The organism is Neorhizobium phenanthreniclasticum (genome assembly GCF_040066075.1).
Classification (GTDB): Bacteria; Pseudomonadota; Alphaproteobacteria; order Rhizobiales; family Rhizobiaceae; genus Neorhizobium; species Neorhizobium petrolearium.
In genome coordinates this window covers 17,967-40,034 of the sequence record NZ_JBEAAL010000031.1, presented here as the reverse complement: position 1 = coordinate 40,034, position 22,068 = coordinate 17,967, and the positions used below count along the sequence as shown (strand labels likewise).

At 61.9% G+C, this 22,068-nt stretch carries 21 protein-coding genes; 3 read left to right on the top strand and 18 right to left on the bottom strand.

Annotated features, from left to right (window positions below; genetic code table 11):
* Nucleotides 1-58: 58 nt before the first annotated feature.
* From ABK249_RS28395 to leuC, 18 genes are all read right to left on the bottom strand, one after another.
* Nucleotides 59-715, bottom strand: a complete 657-nt coding sequence (locus tag ABK249_RS28395) for an aspartate/glutamate racemase family protein (protein ID WP_037144924.1) — start codon at nt 713-715, stop codon at nt 59-61.
* Between the two features lie 11 nt (nt 716-726).
* Nucleotides 727-1,485 carry an aspartate/glutamate racemase family protein gene (locus tag ABK249_RS28390; protein ID WP_037145899.1) on the bottom strand — a complete coding sequence of 253 codons (759 nt, stop codon included), beginning with the start codon at nt 1,483-1,485 and terminating at the stop codon, nt 727-729.
* A gap of 16 nt (nt 1,486-1,501) precedes the next feature.
* The gene (locus ABK249_RS28385) at nt 1,502-2,887 is read right to left on the bottom strand and encodes an FAD-dependent oxidoreductase (protein WP_227705606.1); all 1,386 of its coding nucleotides are present in this window, start codon (nt 2,885-2,887) and stop codon (nt 1,502-1,504) included.
* Nucleotides 2,884-3,375: a tautomerase family protein gene (locus tag ABK249_RS28380; RefSeq protein ID WP_052182546.1), complete on the bottom strand. Its 492-nt coding sequence runs from the start codon at nt 3,373-3,375 to the stop codon at nt 2,884-2,886. Before ABK249_RS28380 ends, ABK249_RS28385 begins: the two co-directional genes overlap by 4 nt.
* 21 nt (nt 3,376-3,396) lie before the next feature.
* A complete protein-coding gene (locus ABK249_RS28375; RefSeq protein ID WP_037144930.1) occupies nt 3,397-4,005 on the bottom strand; it encodes a cysteine hydrolase family protein in 609 nt (202 codons plus the stop codon).
* Nucleotides 4,002-6,077, bottom strand: coding sequence for a hydantoinase/oxoprolinase family protein (locus tag ABK249_RS28370; RefSeq protein ID WP_037144933.1), 2,076 nt, complete (start codon nt 6,075-6,077; stop codon nt 4,002-4,004). The genes ABK249_RS28375 and ABK249_RS28370 overlap by 4 nt, the downstream gene beginning before the upstream one ends.
* Entirely contained in the window at nt 6,074-7,813 is a 1,740-nt protein-coding gene (locus ABK249_RS28365) for a hydantoinase B/oxoprolinase family protein (RefSeq protein WP_227705607.1), read from the bottom strand. The genes ABK249_RS28370 and ABK249_RS28365 overlap by 4 nt, the downstream gene beginning before the upstream one ends.
* Nucleotides 7,810-8,709 carry an isocitrate lyase/PEP mutase family protein gene (locus ABK249_RS28360; protein WP_227705608.1) on the bottom strand — a complete coding sequence of 300 codons (900 nt, stop codon included), beginning with the start codon at nt 8,707-8,709 and terminating at the stop codon, nt 7,810-7,812. Before ABK249_RS28360 ends, ABK249_RS28365 begins: the two co-directional genes overlap by 4 nt.
* 1 nt (nt 8,710) lies before the next feature.
* On the bottom strand, nt 8,711-10,141 hold the full coding sequence (locus tag ABK249_RS28355; protein ID WP_348864658.1) for an MmgE/PrpD family protein: 1,431 nt from the start codon (nt 10,139-10,141) through the stop codon (nt 8,711-8,713).
* A 28-nt stretch (nt 10,142-10,169) separates the two neighbouring features.
* A complete protein-coding gene (locus tag ABK249_RS28350) occupies nt 10,170-10,868 on the bottom strand; it encodes an ABC transporter ATP-binding protein (protein WP_037144968.1) in 699 nt (232 codons plus the stop codon).
* Entirely contained in the window at nt 10,861-11,622 is a 762-nt protein-coding gene (locus ABK249_RS28345; protein WP_227705610.1) for an ABC transporter ATP-binding protein, read from the bottom strand. Before ABK249_RS28345 ends, ABK249_RS28350 begins: the two co-directional genes overlap by 8 nt.
* Nucleotides 11,622-12,590 carry a branched-chain amino acid ABC transporter permease gene (locus ABK249_RS28340; RefSeq protein WP_348864657.1) on the bottom strand — a complete coding sequence of 323 codons (969 nt, stop codon included), beginning with the start codon at nt 12,588-12,590 and terminating at the stop codon, nt 11,622-11,624. Before ABK249_RS28340 ends, ABK249_RS28345 begins: the two co-directional genes overlap by 1 nt.
* The gene (locus tag ABK249_RS28335; protein ID WP_227705612.1) at nt 12,587-13,459 is read right to left on the bottom strand and encodes a branched-chain amino acid ABC transporter permease; all 873 of its coding nucleotides are present in this window, start codon (nt 13,457-13,459) and stop codon (nt 12,587-12,589) included. Before ABK249_RS28335 ends, ABK249_RS28340 begins: the two co-directional genes overlap by 4 nt.
* Nucleotides 13,460-13,535: 76 nt before the next feature.
* On the bottom strand, nt 13,536-14,759 hold the full coding sequence (locus ABK249_RS28330) for an ABC transporter substrate-binding protein (RefSeq protein ID WP_037144985.1): 1,224 nt from the start codon (nt 14,757-14,759) through the stop codon (nt 13,536-13,538).
* Entirely contained in the window at nt 14,756-15,601 is an 846-nt protein-coding gene (locus ABK249_RS28325) for a GntR family transcriptional regulator (RefSeq protein ID WP_037144988.1), read from the bottom strand. Before ABK249_RS28325 ends, ABK249_RS28330 begins: the two co-directional genes overlap by 4 nt.
* A gap of 84 nt (nt 15,602-15,685) precedes the next feature.
* Nucleotides 15,686-16,657 (bottom strand): oxidoreductase, encoded by a 972-nt coding sequence (locus tag ABK249_RS28320; RefSeq protein WP_227705613.1) that lies wholly within the window; start codon nt 16,655-16,657, stop codon nt 15,686-15,688.
* 2 nt (nt 16,658-16,659) lie between these two features.
* Nucleotides 16,660-17,295: a 3-isopropylmalate dehydratase small subunit gene (gene leuD / locus ABK249_RS28315; protein ID WP_037144993.1), complete on the bottom strand. Its 636-nt coding sequence runs from the start codon at nt 17,293-17,295 to the stop codon at nt 16,660-16,662.
* A 15-nt stretch (nt 17,296-17,310) separates the two neighbouring features.
* A complete protein-coding gene (gene leuC, locus ABK249_RS28310; RefSeq protein ID WP_227705614.1) occupies nt 17,311-18,747 on the bottom strand; it encodes a 3-isopropylmalate dehydratase large subunit in 1,437 nt (478 codons plus the stop codon).
* A 140-nt stretch (nt 18,748-18,887) separates the two neighbouring features.
* On the opposite strand from leuC, the gene ABK249_RS28305 reads away from it, so the two are divergent.
* From ABK249_RS28305 to ABK249_RS28295, 3 genes are all read left to right on the top strand, one after another.
* Nucleotides 18,888-20,369: an FAD-dependent oxidoreductase gene (locus ABK249_RS28305; protein WP_081952622.1), complete on the top strand. Its 1,482-nt coding sequence runs from the start codon at nt 18,888-18,890 to the stop codon at nt 20,367-20,369.
* A 292-nt stretch (nt 20,370-20,661) separates the two neighbouring features.
* On the top strand, nt 20,662-21,324 hold the full coding sequence (locus ABK249_RS28300) for a hypothetical protein (protein ID WP_037146383.1): 663 nt from the start codon (nt 20,662-20,664) through the stop codon (nt 21,322-21,324).
* Nucleotides 21,325-21,942 (top strand): RES family NAD+ phosphorylase, encoded by a 618-nt coding sequence (locus tag ABK249_RS28295; RefSeq protein ID WP_348864655.1) that lies wholly within the window; start codon nt 21,325-21,327, stop codon nt 21,940-21,942. It begins immediately after the preceding gene.
* Nucleotides 21,943-22,068 lie beyond the last annotated feature (126 nt).

The following is a 22,068-nucleotide window of genomic DNA, read 5'->3' as shown; positions in this document are numbered from 1 at the left end:
CGCGCGCGCCTTTGAGAGGGCGTCATTCACATGCTCTTCGATCTTTTCGATCGCTGCCTTAACTTTGGTGCGAGATAGCCTTGATCAATGCCGCCTTACGCATCTGCGGCACCGGATAGGCGCGGCGGCTGTGGGAAAGGCAAAGGCCCACGAGGCTTTCAGCGATTTTCACCACCAGCGAAACAGGATCGACGATCGGGATATTAGGCACATCAAATCCGGACTTTTGCGTTCCCCCGGCGATCACCAGCACTTCGGCCTTACCGACCACATCCAGGACCTCGGCCCCGGGCCTCAACAGATGAATGCCGGCGCACTGCGAGTCGAGCGCATATTCGTGCACGAGTTTCTTAACGCGGGCATAATCCCGTTCTCCGGTGAGCACACTGAAATGAGCGCCAAGCGTAAGCGCATGCAGCATGGACGCACGGCCGGCGGTGACGACCGGAATATCCAGCAGCGAACGAAGTGCGTTGGCGCCGTAATCTCCAAAATCGGCGAGGCAGACTGCGTCGAAGCCTTCAGCCTGTGCGTCCTGTCCGGCGGCCATGATGGCGAGGTCGGCAAGCGCCCAGTCATGCGCGCCGATCGGCGGGCAGGAGGGATAGATGACACGGCGATGGACGGTTTCGGTGTCGGAATCGGTGACGCCGGTGACGATGACCTCATCGGCTAGGTCGAGGTCGGCGGGCGACAGTAGAAGAATGCGGGTCATTTTGGTCCTCCTCAAAGTCCGGCTGCAATCTTGCCCATTTCGGCCAGGCGTTTGGTTGCGATCTGCGAAGGGGAGGGGTAGGAAACGCGACTATGTGCGAGCTTCAGTTTGATCGCTGCATCGGCAAGCCGATAGGTCAATGGACCCGGATTGATGATCGGTACAGGCAGGCGCTCGGCGAGATAGGCATGTGCCTCGTGCATCGTGGTCGAGCCGAGGATAATCACATCGGCGCCGTCCTCCTCGATGCAGCGCATCGCCGCTTCGTAAAGCGCCGGGAAGAATTCGTCTTCCTTGCCAGCGAGCAGGCTCTGGTTATTCGGTTGCAGTCCGGCGGAACGTAGCGAGGCGCATTTGTGCTGCAGACCGAGCTCGGCGAGCGTCTTCGTATAGAGATGCCGCCAGCGATCCCACATGGCGAGGATCGAGAACTTTTCGCCAAGCGTTAGTGCCAGCAGCATGGAATGGCGGCCTGGGCCGATAACCGGAATATCGAGCACCGAACGCAGCGCCGACATGCCGGAATCGCTCATCGTATCAATGCAAACCGCGTCGTAACCCTCAGCCTGTGCCTGCAGTCCGGCTTCCAGAATACCGACATCGGCGAGCACCGAATCCTGCTGGCTGACATAATTGACCGGCGCGATGCGCACCGGCTTGAAATCGAACTCGATGCCCTCGCCAAGCCTGACCGCGTCGAGTTGTGCCTTACGCTTCGAAAGATTGTCCTCGTCCATCGGAAAGGGGACGATCACTAGAACCTTGGCCAAACTCAGATCCTCCACATCATTTCGTTTGTCTTGCGCTGCCCAGCAGCGCCGCGGCGCCTTCTCCGGCGAAACGCCCAAGAACAACGGCCGTCAGCAGGCCGTTGCCGCCGAGATAACCGTAAGAAGCCGGGCCGGAGAGACCACGTGCCGCGCCGCCGGCGGCAAAGAGATTGGGTAGCGCCGAACCATCCGACCGCAGCACGCGCGCTGATGCATCGACCATCAGGCCGCCCTGGGTGTGAAACAGCGCTCCTCGGACCCGAACCGCCAGAAAAGGCGCTTCGAGCGGCATCAAGTCGGTAAACTCCCGGCCGAACGGATCAGCCGAAAGGCCGCCGATCGCCGCGGAGACCTGGTCAAAACTCGCCTGCAGTGCTTCGTGTGGAACATCGATCTTGTCGGCGAGCTCGCCGATGCTATCCGCCGTTACGACCGAACCGCTTTCCAGCACGCGGTGATAATCCTGAAACGTCAGCGCCGGCTCTTCGCAGCGTTTGTCGTAGATCGTCCAAGCGGTGCCGTCGGGCTGGCTCAGCAATTCGGAGGCCTGCTCGGAATAACCGCTCATCTCGTTGGAAAAACGCCTGCCGGTCGAATTCACCTGGAAACCGCCGCGGATGACCAATGCCCAAGTGACGGGCAGGTCGGGACCGTCGGCCACGCAATGACCCTGATAGCCGCCAAGATCGGCTGTGGCCGCGCCGAGTTTTTCGCCCCAGCGCAGCGCGTCGCCCGTCGAGCCGTGATGGCCGCAAAAAACCGCATCCGCCATGCTGGGAATGTGTCGCGCGACGATGGAGGCATCCGCGCCATAACCGCCCGTTGCCAACACGACCGCGCCAGCACCCATCACCTTGTCTTTACCGTTGAGGCTATAGCCGACCGCCTCCACTTGGCCGTTTTCCGCCGACAACAGCTGCTGTACCAATGCGCCCGTGACGATCTGCGCACCGGCAGCCTGCGCGGCCCTGAGAAGATTGGCCTCCATCTCGACGCCGGTTCGGCTTTTCGGGACGTGATAACGATGGCGCGCATGCCCTGGATAAAGAATGTCGTCCAGCAGTTCAAAATGCACGCCGTGCCGGTCATGCAGCCATTCGACGGCGGGACCGGAAGCTTGTGCAACGGCACGGGCAAGATGCTCGTCGGTCTTGCCCTTGGCCTTCTTCATGATGTCGGCGAGGAAAAGCTGGGGCGTATCCTTGATGCCCTTCTCGCGCTGGAAACGCGTGCCGGCGCCCGGAAGCATGCCGAGTGTCATCGCCGTGTTGCCAGCCGGCTCCGTGTCGCGCTCCAGCACAATGACGGAAAGACCAGCTTCACAGGCGGCAAGCGCGGCGCAAAGGCCGGCTGCGCCAGCGCCTATGATGACGATGTCGGCCTTGTCACCTGCGCTGTTCATGCGGTGGTCCAGATTGTGTATCCGGAAATCAGCTTTCCGGAAATGGTGAAGCGTTCGATGAAGCGGGCGGAACCGGCCCTACCTTCGGCAAACACCAGCACGTTCTCGTCGTTGACGGATTCGTCGAAGCGAACATAGACCCGACCGGCTGCGGCGTTCATCAGCCCGGCGAGATTGATCGTGGCACCTTTGGTATCCGTGGCGGTAAATTCTGGCGTGAGAAATGCGGACGCCTTCGCCGCATCGCCACTTGCGAGCGCCTTCGCAAAGTCGGCGACGAAATCCGTTGCCGGCGGGAGTGGCGGACCAGGCACTCGCGGAATACCGCCGCGGGCATAGGAGCTCGGGCTTACTTCACGGATGACGGTGATCGTGCCTTCCGGCACCGCCGCGATCACAGAGCGCACCACGCGCGCCATGCCCTTCATCAGACGCGCTTTCGTCTCCGCGTCATATCCTTCGATCAGCGTGGTCTCGATAACGGGCATGATATCCTCCGATTGTTTGGCTCAGCCGAGCTCGGCGCAGATTTCGGCAATGGTGGCGACGCGGGCGACTGGTTTCAGCGCCTCGATCGCGACGTTATGGGTGGCTTGCGAAAAGGCGGCGCAGCCGTCGGAAAGCACGGTCGTGTCGAAATCCCGGACATGCGCGTCGCGGACCGTGGAAGCGACGCCACCATTGGTGACGATGCCGCCGACAAGCAGGCGCTCGATGCCGCATTTCTTCAAAACCCATTCGAGTCGCGTCATGTAGAAGGAGGAATATGCAACTTTCTCCACCACCAGATCGGCCGGCGCCAGCGTGTCAACCAGGCTGTTGCCCCAGCTTCCGGGCGCGAAGTCACCCTTGCCGAGGAAGGGGCGCAGTTCCTTCAGATGCGGCGAGATAATCGGCTCGCCGCCTTTGGCCGGCACTAGCGTGAACTGTGCCGAGATCACCCAACCGCCTTTGGCGCGCAGGAGGTCGACCAGCGGCTTGATCCTTTCCGGAAGGGCTGCGATCTCCTGTGCGCCTTGGCCGGCGCGCCCATAAGCCCCATTCGGGGCCAGGAAATCGTTGGTGAGATCGACGATGATCAGACCAGTTTTCTCAACCGGAATGGCGGACTTGCTCATCCCTTCCGCTCCATGATCACGTTGCCGAAGTCGTCGACGCGAGCCATGAGGTCTGGATCGACCAATACGGTCGCGTCCGGCTGTTCGAGGATGGCCGGTCCTTGGATCACCGCGCCAACCGGCAGTTCGAGGCGGGCATAGATCGCCGTGTCATGCCAACCGCCATCGAACCAGACGGGGCGGTTGCCGCGCTTCGCCTGTTCCACGGTCGTACCCGGTTCCGGAGCCAGTGCCCCGAGGCTGAAATGCGGCCGGCGACCGATCGCCGAGGTTCGCAGGTTGACGATCTTGGCCTGGAGGCCCGGTAGCAGCCGGCTGAATGATGACTGATATGCCGCATCGAATGCGGCCTGGACAATCTCGCGGGTTACGCCTGTCGAGCCATTTTCGACCGTCACCGGCAGCGGCACGGAAACCGTGTGAGTCTGGCCGACATAGTGCATGTCGAGTTCGAAAATGACATCGATACGCTCTATCTGCAGGCCGGCTTCCTCAACGATCTGACGGGCGGCTTCCGCCTCCGCCACCATACGCTTGTCGAGGACTTCGGTGTCGAGTGCCGCGACCGTCAGGTTGACGGTCTGCACCTGGTCGTGGCGAATGTCGGCTATGACGCAGCCGAGCGCCGAGGTGACGCCCGGAAAACGCGGCACGAGTGCGGCCTGCAGGCCGACATCCTTTATCAATGAGCCGGCATGCAGTGCGCCGCCGCCGCCGAACGGTACGGCAACGAATTTCGCCGGATCATGGCCGCGTTCGATGGAAACGAGGCGGATGGCGCCGGCCATCCGCCCGTCGGCGATCTTTACGATCGCTTCGGCGGATTCCATCACACCGAGGCCGGTAGGCTTGGCCACATGTTCCTCGATGGCCTTCTTGGCGGCTTCGACGTCGAGACGCGCGAGCTTGCCGCCGATTGGGCGGTCGGCATTGATGCGGCCGAGCACGATATTGGCGTCGGTCAGCGTCGGGCGCGTATTGCCCTGCCCATAAGCGACCGGGCCGGGGCGCGAGCCGGCGCTTTCCGGCCCGACCTGCAACAGTCCGCCAGCATCCACATGGGCGATCGAACCGCCGCCGGCGCCGATCGTGGTGATTTCGATCATCGGCGTGCGGATGACGAGGCCGAAGTCGATCGTTGTCTGGGCAGCAAGGGAGGTCTCGCCCTCGACGACCAGCGAAACGTCGAAGGACGTGCCGCCGAGATCGCCGGTGATGATGTTCGGGAAACCAGCCGCCTTGGAGATTGCCGCCGCAGCGATGACGCCGGCCGCGGGACCGGACAGGGCTGTGCGCACCGGCAGGCGACGTGCTGTCTCCGTCGACATGACGCCACCGTTCGACTGGACGATGTGGAATCGTCCGCTAAAGGCTTCGCTTTTCAGCGCATCCGTCAGCTTGCGAAGATACCCGCCGACGACTGGCTGCAGATAGGCATTAAGCGCCGTAGTGGAGGTGCGTTCGAATTCGCGGATCTCGGGCAGGATCTGTGAAGAGCACGCGACGTTCTCGTTCGGCCAGACCGATTGGGCGGCGTCCAGCGCTACGAGTTCGTTGGCCGGGTTGGCATAGGCGTTGATGAAAACAATGGCGAGCGCCTCGGCACCCGCAGCGAGCGCACGGCGGGCGGCGGCCTTGACTTCTTCCGGATCGAGCGTTTTGCGAACGGTACCATCCGCCAGAATACGTTCGTTCACTTCGAAACGCAGGTCCCGTTCGATCACGGGTACGAAGTCGCCCCATAGACCCCAGGTATTCAGCCGGTCGCGGCGTCGCATTTCCAAAACGTCGCGGAAACCGGTCGTAGTGATGAGCGCAGTGCAGGCGCCCTTGCGCTCCAGAAGTGCATTGGTACCAACCGTCGTGCCGTGCACGATAGAGCCGAGTTCAGCGATCGAGCCGAAGGTCTTCAGGCCTTCGAGGAAGCCGATCGCCTCATCGCCGCGGTTGGAGGAAACCTTGGCGGTCCGGAAACGGCCGGTCGCAGCGTCGTGGAAAAAGAGGTCGGTGAACGTACCGCCGACATCGACGCCGACGACGGAGGCGCCGCCCGTCTTTACGTTGGTGTTCATGCGGCAGCTCCTTCACGCAGTTTCATCGTCGCAGTCATATCGATATTGCCTGCGGCATCGGTTTCGACGCCGTAGATCTCGCGGGCTGCTTCACGGCTGACGAAGCCGAGGCGGACGTCGCGGGCCACCTTTTCGGCAGGCCGCGTCTTCGGATTGCCGAAACCGCCGCCGCCGGGGGCTTCGATGCGCACGCGCTGGCCGGGCTTGATGCGGACATCCGCGACCTTGGAGGCAAGCGGTGGCGAGTGTTCGCCGTCATCAGCCTGCCAGGTGAAGCGGTTGAGCGCCGCTTCCCCGCCGCCGGCGACGCCGAAGGGCGCGTAGACGCCGCGTTCGCCGAGCAGGAAGACATCCGCGTCGGTCATGGCCTCGACCTCGTAGATCGCGCCGACACCGCCGCGGTGATAACCGGCACCGGCCGAATCCGGCCGCAGCGCCCATTGGGTGAAGAGCACCGGATAGGAGGCTTCCATGATTTCTGCCGGCGGAATGGTCGCCATGGAGATCGGGTTGTTGGCGTGGTTCAAGCCGTCGCTTTCGGGATTGCCGCCAAGGCCGCCACCGAAGAAGGAGAACATCACGTAACGCGAACCGTCATCGCGGTAACCGGCGATGGAAAGCGCATTGATCGTGCCGAACGGGCCAGCTGTGGCGCGGGCGGGATCGGCCTGCGCAAGCGCGCCGAACACGACGCCGATGACGCGCAGGATGATTTCCGTATACCCGCCGACCGGCTTCGGCGGCTTGACGCCAAGCAGCGTGGTTTCCGGAATGACGAACTCGATCGGCCGCAGGCAGCCGGCATTGGCCGGCACGCTGGTGAAGACATGCTTCAGCGCCACGTAGCAGCAGGCGGCCGCCGTCGAATAGGCGATGTTGAGCGGTCCGGCGCAGGGGCCGGAGGAGCGGGAGAAGTCCAGCACCATCTCATCGCCCCTGATCGTCAGGTCGAGCGCGATGGTGAGTTTGTCCGGCGTGATCCCGTCATTGTCGAGATAGTCTTCGAAGACATATGTGCCATCCGGCAGGGCGCGGATTTCCTCGCGCATCATTGCTTCGGCGCGGTTCGAAAAGGCCTCGAACGCTGCCTCCACCGTGTCGTTGCCATAGCTGTCCAGTAGCTCGCCGAGCCTTCGTTCGCCAAGGTCGAGCGCGTTCAGCTGACCGTTCAGGTCGCCGTAGTTGGATAGCGGCACTCGCGAATTGGCAGAAAGGATCTCGACAATGTCGTTGTTGATGACGCCCTTGGTGAAGAGCTTGACGACCGGGATGCGCACGCCTTCCTGGAAACTTTCCGTTGCCTTGGCGTTGAAGCCTCCTGGCACATTGCCGCCGATATCCAGCCAGTGGCCGACCGAGGCGATCCAGCAATAGAGCTTGTCGTCGCGGAAAACCGGCCTCACGAGCCGGAAGTCGTTCAGATGTGTACCGCCGGCATAGGGATCGTTGAAGAGGAAAGTATCGCCCGGCGAAAGATTGCCATCTCGGGCCACCTTCTCGATGACCGCTTTCACCGCAAAGGCCATGGCGCCCACGAAAATCGGCAGACCTCGCGTGCCCTGAACGAGCGTCGCGCCGGTTTCCGCGTGGTAGAGACCGTGGCAGGCGTCGCGCGCTTCGGCGATGATAGGGTTGAACGCGGAGCGATATAGCGTCGCGTCCATCTCGTCGGCGATCTGTTCCAGCCGTCCATTGAGGATGGCGAGTGTTACGGGATCGAGCGTTTTCGTGGTCATGCTGCATTGCCCTTCTTGGAGGCGCCCTTCGGTGGAACGAAGGTTTCGTACTCGCGCCCGGCTTGAAGCATTTCCGGCGTTCCGATCAGTTCATTCAGGTCGTTGAACTGGAACATCCGGTCGCGGAAGGGCTCATTGCTGCCATTGGCCTGGAGCGAATGATAGTAATCCTGTGCGGTGCGGGCGATGGCCCGTACGATGCCGCCTGGGAAGATGACAATCTTGAAGCCGAGTGCGCCGAGTTCGCCTGCTGTCATCATCGGCGTATTGCCGCCTTCCACCATGTTGGCGAGCAGCGGCAAACGGTGGCCGAGTGCCTTGCAGACGGCTTCCAACTGCTGCTGCGAGCGGGGGGCTTCGACGAACAGCACGTCTGCGCCGGCATCGGCATAATGCGAAGCGCGTTCGATCGCCGCTTCGAAGCCTTCGACGGCGACGGCATCCGTGCGGGCGATAATCAGGGTTTCTTCCGTTGTCCGGGCATCAACGGCCGCCTTGATCTTGCCGGCCATTTCGGATGCCGAGATCAGCGATTTGTCCTGAAGATGGCCGCAACGCTTCGGCAGCGTCTGGTCTTCAAGCTGGATGGCACTGGCGCCAGCCCGTTCGAAGGTCTTGACGGTCCGCAGGACATTCAGCGCATTGCCGTAACCATTGTCGGCATCGACGATGACCGGCGTCTCGACACGGTGGCGCACGAGTTCGATCACATCGGCGACTTCCGTCATCGAGACGAGGCCGATGTCCGGACGACCCAGCCTGGTGTAGGCGATCGCCGCGCCGGAGAGATAAAGCGCTTCAAAGCCGGCATCGGTTGCGATGGAACTCGTCAGGGCGTCGTAGATCCCAGGGGCCACGATCGGGCCGGGCCGGGACAGGAGAGTTTTCAAGGTCATTTCAGGCTTCCTTGATCGCAGGCTGGGCAAGCAGGTTGTTGAGGCCTTTCAGGTCCGGCGCCGTTTCGATCGTTTCAATGGCATTCAGAATGCGATCGGCATGGGCCTTGCCCCAGACCGGGACGGCAAGCTCGAAGAACTTCGCGCGGACCTCATCCGGGGTGTAGGGATCGACCGCATCGCCGCGATTGGTCATGGTCTCCGCAGCCAGCACGCGGCCGTCGGCGAGGCGGATGGTCAGGTGCGCCGGGCGTTTGTCCGGCAGCATGGCGGTGTATTCCAGTTTTTCGCGGACCGAGACCTTGCGGGCCAGCGCGCGGATCGTCTCGTTGTCGACAGAGGCTTGGCGGAAAGCCGGCACGGAGGCTTCGCCGTTGATGATCGTCGTGGCGACCGCGAACGGCAGCGAGAACTTTGCCGCCAGCATGTTGGAGGGTTCGAGACTGTCTAGCTGTGCCGCGTAGGCATAGGTCTCGACCTCGATCGAAGCGATGTCTTCAGGCCCGATCCTGCCGTGGGCCGTGATCAGCGACCGGACGACATCGAGCGAACCATGGGTAAAGCGGCAGGCGGCGTGGCGCTTGAAATAGTTGCGCTGGATCTCGTAACGACTACCGAGTTCATCCGCCATCATTTCCGGCTTGAAACCCTCGGCGAGGATGCCGCTATAAACGGTGCAGACAGAGTCGATCTCACCCTTGAAGCCGGAAGCGACCATATCCCAGGCCATCATGCCGTTGCGGTTGGAAAAACCGCAGAAGCTGTTGCGCACGGTGGCGCCTTCCAACATTGCGCGCAGGCTGGCGCCGACGCTGAGTGTCGCGGAAACATTGACCGTCTCGATCAGAGCTTCCTCGTCGGCTCCATCAAGCAGGGCGGTCGCAAAAGCCGCGCCGATCGTTCCCCATGTTCCATGTGGATGAACGGTGGGGCGCAGGCGGCAGGCAGCCCCCGCCCGCGCGCCCACTTCGTAACCGAGGATGAAGGCGGTCATGAAATCCCTGCCGCTCTTGCCACCGGCAAGCGCGGTCGACAATGCCGCCGGCAGAACATGTATGCCGGGATGGCCGCGTGCGAACGAGTTGCCTTCATCCAGCTCCAGTGCGGTGCCGGCTGTACCGTTGATGAAAGCCGCATCGTCGCCGCGCAGCGAAATGCCGGCACCGACAGCCGCTACGTCGCCGCGACCGCGTTTGGCGAGGCGTCCTGCGAGTTTCAGCAGTTCCGGCTCCTGCATGCCGGATGCCATGGCGCCGATGCAATCGAGCAGAACAAGTTTTGTCTGGGCGACCAGTTCCGGCTGGAGCTTGTCGAAGCCCAGCGTCACGCCGAAACGGCCCCATCGAGTCAGCCAGTCAGGCCGGGGTTCGGCCAGAAGCACGGATGCGGGAACGATGCCCGGAGTAATGATGTTTCGGGTAACGATGGTCATGATCGTGTCCTCCTCATTCTAACCCGGGCTAAAGCCCGAGATAGGCCCGCTTCAGTTCCGGATTGGCGGAAATTTCCGCCGCCGTGCCGGACATTGTGATCGTGCCGTTCTCGACGATGTAGGCGCGTGAGGCGATCTCCAGCGACTGAACGACGTTCTGCTCCACCAGCATGACCGGCAGGCCGTCCTGGTTCAGCCGGCGCACGAGGTTGAACATCTCCTCGACCAGCAGCGGCGAAAGGCCGAGCGAGGGTTCGTCGAGGATCAGAAGTTTCGGTTCGGCCATCATGCCGCGACCGATTGCCAGCATCTGCTGCTCGCCTCCGGAAAGCGTGCCGGCTGCCTGGCCCGTGCGCTCCTTGAGGCGCGGGAAGGTGGCGAAGACGTTTTCCAGATTGCGGGTGCGGTTCTTCTTGCCGCGGCGATAGCTGCCGAGCTCGATATTTTCGAGCACGGTCATGTTTGGGAAGATCTTGCGGCCTTCCGGCACATGGATCAGGCCCGCATCAACTGCAGCCGTCGACGAGCCACTGAGGGGGACACCGTCGAAGACAATGCGTCCTGCCGTTACCGGCAGGACGCCAGACAGCGCCTTGTTCAGCGTCGTCTTGCCGACGCCGTTGGCACCTAGGACCGCAACGATCTCACCTTTGCTGACGGAAATGTCGATGCCGCGCAGCACCTCGACGGCGCCATAGCCGGCGCGAAGGCCTTTGACTTCAAGCATTCGGGCCTCCCGTATTCTCTGCGCTCTGGCGTGCAATCCGCTCTGCGGAACCCTTGCCAAGGTAGGCCTCGATCACGGCTTGGTCGTTGCAGACCACCGTCGGCGTGCCCTCCGCGATCATCTTGCCCTGGGCCAGCACGTAGACGTGTTCGCACAGGTTCATCACCGCCTGCATCACGTGTTCGATCATCAGGATGGTGACACCGCTATTACGGATCGTGCGGATGACCGGGATGATGTCGCGGATTTCCGAAGGGTTGAGACCCGCGAGCACTTCATCAAGCAGCAGGATCTTCGGTTCGGTGGCGAGCGCACGCGCCAACTCCAGCCGCTTACGACCGGCGACCGTCAGGCTCGCGGCGGATTTTTCCAGGTCCTTTTCAAGGCCGACCTGGCGGGCGACGTCACGGGCTTTTTCGACGGCATCGGAAGGCTTTGCATGCCGAAGATAAGCGCCAACAGTGATGTTTTCATGCACGTTGAGACCCGCAAAGGGCTGCACGATCTGGAATGTGCGGGCAATACCGGAGATGGCGCGCCTGTGGGGCTGCTCGGTGGTGATGTCCTTGCCGTAAAGCGAGATCGCGCCTTCCGTCGGCTTCAGGAAGCCGGCGATGATGGCAAACAGGGTGGTCTTGCCGGCGCCGTTCGGGCCGATCAGACCGGTGATCGAGCCTTCTCTGACGTCCAGCGAGGCATTGTTGACGGCGATGAGGCCGCCGAAACGCATGGTGGCGTTCTCAACCTTAAGCATCACGCACCTCCCTTCGAGGAAAAGCGGTCGGCCAGTTTCTTGAGAAGGCCGAGGATACCGCTGGAGGCAAAGGCAATCACGACGATCAGCACGATGGCGAAGACGATCAGGTCTATGCCGGGTACGCGGCCCGCAAAGCTCTTGGTGATTTCGCCAAGGCCGTGCAGCGTGAAGGCGCCAATCAGAGGCCCAAGCACCATCCCGCGGCCGCCGACCATCGGTGCAAGCAACGCCTCGATCGAAATCCAGATACCGAAGGCGATACCGGCGTCGATATAAAGAAAATATTGGACGTAGAGCACGCCGGCCGCCGCCGTCATGGCGCCGGAAAGGCTGATGGCCTTCAGTTTGACGGTCAGCACATCGACGCCGAGCGCCTTGGCCGCGTCCTCGTTCTCGCGTACGGCGACGAGATGTGCGCCGAAGCGGGAATTGACGATCTTCTGGGTGATGACGAGACTGGCGAATACGAAGACGAGCGCCAGCAGCATGAAGGTCGGGCGGCTGGAGAACTGCATGTTGGCGAAGCCCAGATCGAGCTTCAGCAGCAGGCCGGCCGCTCCACCCGTCAGTTCCGAGGCATTGGCGAGCACGCGCAGCAGTTCTGCGAATGCGAGCGTCACCAGTGCGAAATATGATCCGCGAAGGCCTGCACGGAAACTAAGGAAACCGACGATCAGGCCAGCCAGCGCGCCGGCGGCAATCGCTGCGACCAGCGAGAGCCAGGCATTCACGCCGAGATGAGTCTGGAGCATCGAGGCGGTATAAGCGCCGATGCCGAAGAACATCGAATGACCGAAGGAGGTCTGTCCGCCGATGCCGCCGAGCAGGTTCCAGCCCTGCGCGGCAAGCGCGATAATCAGTACCAGAACGGTGAAGTTGAAGAACGAATTCGACGAGATCACCAGCGGGGTTGCCGCGATAAGCAGGGTGACCAGGATGATGGGAAGATAACCGCGTCCGATCATGCTTTGGCTCCGAACAGGCCGGTCGGACGCAGGAGCAGGACCAGAATGAAGATGATGAAGATGCCGATCTGACCGAGGCTTTCCCCGAGCAGCAAGCCGCTCAGACTCTCCACCATGCCGATGATCAGGCCGCCGGCCATGGCGCCTGGAATGGAGCCCATGCCGCCGAGTACCACGACGGTGAAGGCGATGTTGACGAAAGCGCCGCCGATGCGCGGATTAACGTAGAAGGTCGGCATCAGCAGGCTTGCCGCAACGGCGAGCGCCGCGCAGCCCAATCCGAAGGTGATGGCGTAGATATGCCCTACATTGATGCCGACGAGATTGGCGCCGAGCTTTTCACGCGCCACGGCGCGGATTGCCTTGCCGGTGTCCGTGCGGCTCATCAGCAGCCAGAACAGGATTGCCACCACCAGCGAACCGGCTGCACCGACGAGGCGGGCACTCGACAGTAGAAACGGGCCGGCCTCGACGATCGCAAACGAAAAATCCGAGGGGATCGAGCGGGTATCCGAGCCAAATCCGGCCAACAACGCGTTTTCGATCAGGATGGAAATGCCAAGCGTGATGAGCAGGATACTGCCATCGTCACCATGTGCTGCCGGGCCGATAACGAAGCGCTGCACCACATAACCAAGAACGAAGAATGCAGGCGTGACGATCGGGATCGTCCAGTATGTATCGATTCCGAAAGCGGCATTCAGGCCCCAGACGGCGAACATGGCAGCCGCGAGCGTTGCTCCATGCGCAAAATTGATGATGTGAAGCACACCGTAGACCAGTGTCAGACCAAGGGCGACCAGCGCATAGATCGCGCCGGTCAAAAGCCCGTTGATCATCGCTTCGATGATGATGGTAGGAGAAAACATGCTCTATCCCGCGTCATTCGGCCGGCAATCGCCCGCGCCCGCGTAACGGCAGGCCCGGGCATCGACTGGATGGCGATCAGCCGTTGGCCGGGAACTTCGGCTTGGCGTTCGCGAAGGTTTCCGGGAAGACGACCTTGATGTCACCGCCCTGAACCTGGGTCGAAACCGGAGCTGCGCCCATGTTCTGGCCGTTTTCGAACTTGGTTGCGCCGTAAGGCATCAGGTGGCCGGCAAAGGTCGAGGTGCCGAGTGCCTCGATGATCTTCTTGCGGTCGCCCGAAGCGGCACGCTCGATCGCATCGGCAAGGAGGCCGACGCATGAATAGTTGAGCGGGACGTTGTAGTTGTAGATCTTGCCGGCGGCTTCCACACGCTTCTGCAGTGCGACGGCCTTTTCGTTGCGCGGGTCGTGCCAGTGGTTGCAGTCCATGACGTTTTCGGCTGCTTCCGGGAACTCCTTGACGAAGCGGCGGTTGGAGGCCGCGCCGTTCAGCACGCTGTAGACTCCCTTCGGGCGAACGCGCTGCTGTTGCATGGTGCGGGCCAGAAGCACGGTCTCACCATAATAGGTGCTCGGGATGACGAGATCGGGGTTGAGCGAACGCAGGCGCAGGACGACGTTGGAAAGATCGCGCGAAGGGGTCGGAACAGCGATCAGTTCGAGGATTTCGAAACCGTATTTCGGCAGTTCGGCAGCCATCAGCTTGGCGAGACCCGAGCCGAACAGGCCGTCTTCGTGCACGAGGGCGACGGTCTTGGCTGCCTTGCCGGAAGCCTCGTTGATCTTGACGAGGTTCTGGATCGCGGCGCCCGTGCAAAGCGAGAAGCCCGGTGCGAAGCGGAACGTGTTCTTCAGGCCGCGCTGGATGATCTGATCGGTCACGCCGACATCGACGATATAGGGTAGGTCGTAGCGAGCAGCAGCCTGCGAACCGGCAAGGCAGATCGGACTGGCGAAACCGCCGATTATCGCCGAAACGCCGGCTTCCTGCATGCGCTCGACTTCCTGCGTGCCGGCTTCCGGCGTGGAGCGCGCATCACCGAAGACCATTTCGATCTTGGCGCCGCCGAGCGACTTGATACCGCCGGCCTTGTTGATGTCCTCGATGGCGAGTTCGGCGCCCATGCGGCCGTATTCACCATCCTGAGCCAATGCACCGGTGACCGGCTGCAGAATGCCGACCTTTATCGGTGAGGGTTCGGCACCACGGACGATTGCCGGGGCGGCCATGGTTGCGAGGGCGGCTGCGCCACCCTTCAGGGCTGTTCTGCGGTTCAATGTCGTATCGATAAATTTCATGGTTTTGTTCTCCTCTGAGGGGGCGGCCGCTTGGTGCGGGTATTCTTCTTGTTTTCGTTGTTCTGTTCCGATGCGCGCACGGCATCGGCAGGTGTCCAGCGCCGGGCGCCATCGGCTCCGGTGCGTTCGAGATCCATATGGAAAGAGTAGCGATCCGGCCGGTAGAGCGCCTGAAGGTGCTCGATGCCGCGGCCGGAAGGCTCGAAGACGACACGCGTCATCGACAGAAGTGCCGCGCCGATATCGAGGTCAAGCGCGCCGGCCGCTTCCGGCCCGGCCAGCGTCGCGCCGATCACCTGTGTCGCCCGCTCGGCGACGAGGCCGGAGCGTTCCAGCAGTTCCAGCAGTGGCGTCGAGGCGAGATCGGCTTCCGAATAGGACATGCCGATCCGCTCCGGCACGTGGGTGACGAGATAGGAAAACGGCTGGCCATCGATGAGGCGGACACGAACGGACCGCTGCAGCCGTTCGCCGGGATCGAGCCGTAGCTCTTCCGCCATAGCCGGCGTCGCGTTGACATAGGCAAACGAAATCAGCCGTACGCCCGTCTTGCGGCCCATTTCGACGAGGTGGGTTAGCACGTTCGAGAAGTCTGCGACGACCGGCATGCTGGTCTTGCCCCCGCTGACGAAGGTGCCGGACCCTGGCCGCCGTTCGATCATGCCGTCGCTGGCGAGCTTGTCGAGCGCGCGCCGCACGGTGACGCGTGAAACACCATGTTCCTGCGCCAGCGCCGGCTCGCTCGGCAGGCGCTCGTCGATCGCCACTTCTCCGCGCAGGATTTGTTCCCGCAGCAAGAGGTAGAGTCGTCTCGCCTTCAGAGGTTCCATGGTCGAAGACATTGTAGCGTTCCCGATTGTCTTTTTTATAAGACATTTAGTTGTCTTATTGAGAATACAGATTTGATGCCGTGTCAACCGTCTTCATTAAAGAATGCGGCTGAGATCCGGATATATTAGCAGGGGCCGGCCGATCGCGACGAAATCGGCCTTGCCGGTCGACAGGATGGCCTCGACGTCGGCTAGGTTGTTGATGCCTCCCACAGCGATCACCGGAATGGAAAGAGCGCTGCGGATGATCTCGGCGCAGGCGAGGGATTCGACCAGTGGCATTGTCTGCGCAGCCGGTGGCACAAGGCCGCCGGCGGAAACATGCACGGCATCGAGCCCGTGGCCGGCAAGGTAAGACAGCGCCCGTGCCGCCATCTCGGGCGTCAGGCCACTGTCTGCATTGTCGCTGGCGCTGATGCGCATGGTGACGACCGGTTGCGGCCCGAGTTCGTCCCGGACGGCACGGATGATGCGGGCAGGCAGTACAGCGCGGCGGTCTTCATCTCCGCCGTATTCGTCGTCACGGCGATTGCTGAGCGGCGACAGGAACTGGTGTAGAAGATAGCCGTGTGCGGCATGCAACTCGACACCTGCAAAGCCGCTGTCGATGGCTCGACGTGCGGCGATGCGAAAGTCGGCGATCAGTTTTTCGATGTCGGCTTCCGTCATCGCCTGCGGCATGCCGTAGCGCTCGTCATAGGCGACCGCGCTCGGTGCCAGCAGCGGCCCGCCGCCATAGGGCCGGGACTTGCGACCGCCATGGCTGAGTTGCACCAGCGCCGGGGCGCCCTCCGCCTTTACCGCCGCTGCGATCCTTGAAAGAGCAAGCGCGTGGGCTTGGGAGAAAATGCCGATATCGTCGCCCATCAGCCGGCCCTCCGGCGAAATCGCCGTCGATTCCAGGATGACCAGGCCGACACCGCCGCGGGCGCGGCGCGCATAATGGTTGACGTGATAATCGGTCGCGAAGCCTTCCGCCGTGCCTTCGTACCGCTGCATCGGCGGCATGACGATGCGATTTGCCAATGTCAGGGAACCGATGCGACCGGGCGAGAAGGCGAGCGTCACGATCAGGCCTCCGGTTTCGCGGTGGTCGGCCGGTTCGGCTGCATCCAGGGTCGCCTCTCGCGGTCCGCGGCGGCAAAGGCGGCGATTGCTTCGGAATGGCTGCGGGTCAGGTCGATATCGTCCCAGCCGTTCAGGAGCTTGGTGCGCCAGACCGGATCGACGGTAAAAGGCACGACGAGATTGGCACAACGGATCGTCAGCGCTTCGAGATCGACGGTCGCCGTGTCGGCACCATCCTGCAGGCCGGCCAGCAGCGCCTCGCAATCCTCTTCGCTGACCACCGCTGGCAGAAGACCGTTATTGACCGCGTTGGAGGCGAAGATGTCACCGTAGGACGGGGCGATGACGCAGCTGACCCCATAATCCACCAGCGCATAAACGGCAGCTTCGCGGGAGGAACCGCTGCCGAAATTGCGGCGGCTGACTAGGATCTGCGCTCCTTGACGAATGGTATCGTTGAGCGGGCAATCGGTCTTCGGCTCGCCGTTCTCGTCGAAACGCAGGTCATAGAGCAGGAAGCCGCCATAGCCATCGGCGCGCGAGCGTTTCATGAAACGGGCCGGGATCAACTGGTCGGTATCGACATTCGATTGGGGCAGGGGGCAGGCGATGGCATCCAGAGTCTTGAACGGCTTCATGGCGCTCCCTCCCCCTCAGTTTCCGGCCGAAACCGGTTCGCGCATCAACTGGCGCATGTCTGTCAGGTGACCGGTGACTGCGGCAGCCGCGACCATGGCCGGTGACATGAGGTGCGTGCGCGAGCCCGGCCCCTGCCGGCCGCGGAAATTGCGGTTGGTGGTGGAGGCGCAGCGTTCGCCGGGCGGCACGAGATCGCCATTCATGCCCACGCACATGGAACAGCCCGCATCAACCCATTCCAGGCCGGCGTCGCGGATAATGCGGTCCAATCCTTCTTCTTCGGCTTGCTTCTTCACCAGCATCGAACCCGGCGAAACAAGGCCCGGTACCTTGGCTTTGCGGCCGGCGAGAATTGCGGCGGCTGCGCGGATATCCTCGATGCGGCTGTTGGTGCAGGAGCCGATGAAAACCCGGTCGATACGAATATCAGTGAGGCTCTGGCCGGGCCTGATGTCCATGTAATCCAGCGCATCGCGAACCTGCGCGGCGCGGGCAGGATCGGCAATCTGTTCCGGGTCCGGCACGGTTGCGGTAATAGGCGATGCATCTTCCGGCGTGATGCCCCAGGTGACGACGGGGGCGATCTCGGTGGCATCAAACAGGACTTCGCGGTCGAAAACGGCATCCGGATCGCTGGCCAACGCCAGCCAATCCTTCCCAGCGGCCTCGAAAGCCTCGCCCTGTGGTGCAAATGGCCGGCCGCGAAGATAGTCGACGGTCGTCTGGTCGGGGGCGACCATACCGCAACGGCCACCGGCCTCGATGGAAAGATTGCAGAGCGTCAATCGGCCTTCCATGGAAAGACCACGGATCGCCGAGCCAGCATATTCGATCGCATGACCGGCCGCGCCGTCCGCGCCGATCTTGGCGATGATCGACAGTGCGATATCCTTGGCCGTGACACCCGGCGCCAACGTGCCATCGACGGTCACGCGCATCCGCTTCGGCTTCTTCTGCCAGAGTGTTTGTGTCATCAGCACATGCGCGACTTCCGAAGCGCCGATGCCGAAGGCGATGGCCCCGAAAGCGCCGTGGGTAGCGGTGTGGCTATCGCCGCAGACCATGGTGAGGCCTGGCAAGGTAAGCCCCTGTTCCGGGCCGACAACATGCACGATGCCCTGTCCGGGGTCGTCGAGATCGAAGAGGCGCAACCCATGGCGTTCGCTATTGCCGCGCAGCTGCTCGATCATGCCCCGGATAGCCGGATCGATCTTGCTTAGATCCCGAGTGCGGGTTGGGACATAATGGTCCTCGATGCCGAAGGTCAGGTCCGGACGAGTGACCTCCGCATCACGGTCCTTCAGCTTGTTGAATGCGTGGAACGAGCCTTCATGCAGGAAGTGCCGGTCGATCCACAGAAGACATTGGCCGTCCTCGCGCCTGACGACCACATGCGCGTCGAAAACCTTGTCGAAAAGCGTTTTGCCGCCTCCAGCATCGATGCCTGGCACGATGCCCTCCTTCCGTTCCCTTTTTCCAAATCTAGGCACGGGCGATCGCGAAAATCAAATGTTGTTTTAAAAATAATACAGATTATTGTCCTCCAAAAATGACAGATAGCTGTCTGCAATGCGGGAACGGAGAGACGAGAATGGCCAAGGTGACGCGGATAGAGAGCCGGGAGTTCGATTATTCCGTGCCGGTAGTGATCATCGGCGGAGGTGCGGCTGGCATGGTGGCCGCGCTTGCCGCGCATGAAGCAGGTGCCGAGGTTCTGGTCCTCGAACGCGATCCTCTGCCGCGCGGTTCTACCGCCCTTTCCGCTGGCCTGGTGCCGGCCGCTGCGACCCGATGGCAGGCCGAAGCTGGCATCTCCGACGATGCAAACAGTTTTGCGCGCGACGTGATGAAGAAGGCGCATGACGAACCGGATGCCGAGATTGTCGATCTTGTCACCCGCACGACAGGGCCGGCGCTGGAATGGCTAGCGGATACATACGGGCTGAAATTCTCGGTCGTTGCGGATTTCTCCTATCCTGGTCATTCGGCGCGGCGCATGCATGGTTTGCCAACGCGTTCCGGCGAGGAACTGATCGATGCGCTACGCGAAGCCGTCGAGAATGCAGGGATTCCGGTTCTCTGTAACGCTCATGTCACGGAGCTTTTCGCCGATAAGGAGAGCAGGGTGTTTGGCCTGCGTTTCGAGCGTCCGGACGGCAGTTCCGAAGAGGTCGGCTGCGACACCCTCGTGCTTGCGTGCAACGGTTATGGCGGCAACAAGGAGCTGGCGGCAAAGCACATCACCTCGCTGGCCGACGCTCTTTATTTCGGCCATCCTGGAAATCAGGGCGATGCGCTGATCTGGGGTGAGGCGCTGGGTGCAAAGAGCCGGCATCTGAACGGTCATCAGGGTCACGGCTCGGTTGCGCATCCGGCCGGTATCCTGATTTCCTGGGCGACGATCACCGAAGGCGGTTTTCAGGTGAATGTCGAGGGCGAGCGCTTCAGCAACGAGGCGAAGGGCTATTCGGAACAGGCAGCCGAGGTGCTGCGCCAGCCCGAACAGATCGCCTGGTCGGTGTTCGACAGTCGTATCGCAGGCATCACCCGACAGTTCGAGGATTTTCGCCGCGCGGAAGGCATGGACGCTGTCCTGACGGCGGATACCATTCCGGCGCTTGCTACTCTGATGAACGTGCCGGCCGACGTGCTTGTGGCGAACTTCGAAAACGTTCGGTCCTACGCGAAAGGCGGCGCCTCGGACCCCTTCGGCCGTTCCTTCAGAGATGTGCCGGAGCTCCAGGCTCCCTATTGCGCCGTGAAGGTTACCGGGGCCCTATTCCATACGCAAGGTGGCCTCGTCGTCGATACGTCCGCGCGCGTGATCGGTGAAAGTGGCAGGCCGATGCCCAATCTTTATGCCGCAGGCGGCGCTGCTTGCGGCGTTTCGGGCAATGAGGCGTCCGGTTATCTGTCCGGAAACGGACTGTTGACGGCGATCGGACTTGGCCTCATCGCTGGCCGGCAAGCCGCTGCCGCCGCTACGAGCGGATTAATCGCCGAACAGCAGTTACTCTCATCCGCGACTGACCGTTCGACGTTGACCGAGGGCCATGCCAGCGAAAGGCTGTGAGGTGTGATTCCGGCAAGCGTTATGTCACCATTACCGACCGGCGATGAGATATAGCGCCGGTACACATTTTACACCCAACCAAGTTTCATAAATCGGCGTTATCCCCCAAAGCCCGTCCTATCAAGCACTTAACCCCTCTGAGTAAGGCGTCGTTGGTTCTGTTCCCCTCAAGAGCGGTAGGCTTTCTGGGAAACACACTGGTCTGGATAGGTCGGTCGATTGCCTTTACGAATTTAACGAACTTGACGAGCCGACAACGACTGGCTACATTATTTTCGAAAGGTGGATTGTCATGCCCGTCACGAAAACGACAGCAACCGAAACCCCAAATATCGCGCTATCGATGAAGCTGCCCCGCAAGGCCGATTTCGAAAAAGCGTTGCTCAATCAGTATACCAAGGCGGTGCAGCTGAGCCAAAAGGCTGGCCATCAGGTGAGTTTCCGCGTCGTCGTGGATCCGCGCGCCGGAGCGCAGACAATTTCGATTGTCGAGGAAGACCCACTGGTTGGCGACAGTGCGTTTCCGGCCGAAGAGGCTGGCGAACCGGATGACGAACTGAAGGCAGCCCTGTCCGACGCACGAGAGCGCGGCCGTCGCCGCGTTGCGGAAATCCTCAGCGAGGACGACATGCTGAGCGCCGAGGCCTTTTCCGATCTTCTTGGCGTTTCGCGGGTCACGGTCAATACAAAGCGCCAAAACGGCCAGGTGCTCGGCCTGGATGGCGCCAAGCGAGGGTTCCGTTTCCCGGCCTGGCAGCTCGATCAGGACGGCCGGCCCTATGCGGCGCTTCCAAAATTGCACGAGATCCTGGCGGGTGCCTGGGCCGTTTACCGCTTCCTTGTTTCGCCCCACGGCGCGCTTGACGGTCGTACCGGGCTCGACGCCTTGAAGCGGGGCCAGGATAGCGACGTGGTCGCCGCAGCCGAGGGCATTGCCCGCGGTGACTTTCGCTAAATGGCGGGTCTCAAGCCGCCTGCCGGTTTCGAGCGTCAGCCGCTCGATATCGAAACGATCCCTTCAGGGCGTCGCTTTGGCCGGATCTACGGAAGCGCCTTTCCGGACCCGCTGGGATTTGGAAAGACGGCGAGCCGTTTCAGCGATCCGCGCCGGCGTGACGCGACGAAGCGTTTTGGCGTTCTCTATCTTGGCGAAACACTCAAGGTCTGTTTCCTTGAGGCGGTCCTGCGTGATCGCCGCGACGGTCTTATGGGCGATCTTCCGATTGAGGAAAAAGAAATCCACGCGCGGCGCTACGCTGAGATCGAGACGGTCGTAGACCTCAGCCTTGTTGACCTACGTAACGATCACGCCATCAGGATGGGGGTGCCAACTGACGTGGCGAAATCCTCGCGTCAGAGCCTTGCGCGCTCCTGGGCGCTTGCGTTCCACGAGCACCAGTCGCTTCCCGACGGCATCATCTATCCATCTCGCCTGAACGGCCATACGAATATCGCCGTCTTCGGGCGTGCCGTCTCCAAGCTGGCGCCAGCCCGGGTCGTGCCGTTGATCGGCGCACCAGGGCTCGCCGCGGTCATCAATGACCTCCGTGTGAGTCTGGTCGATTTTCCTTAAAGTGCTCTTGGTTTGAGCGCCTGTCGTGAATCACGGCTCTGCTTTGGGGGCTGCGTTCGTCAGGCACTGATGCTCTCACTTTTGAGTTTGTCTCTCGTCGGTAAAAGACAAATTCAGCGTTTCCTG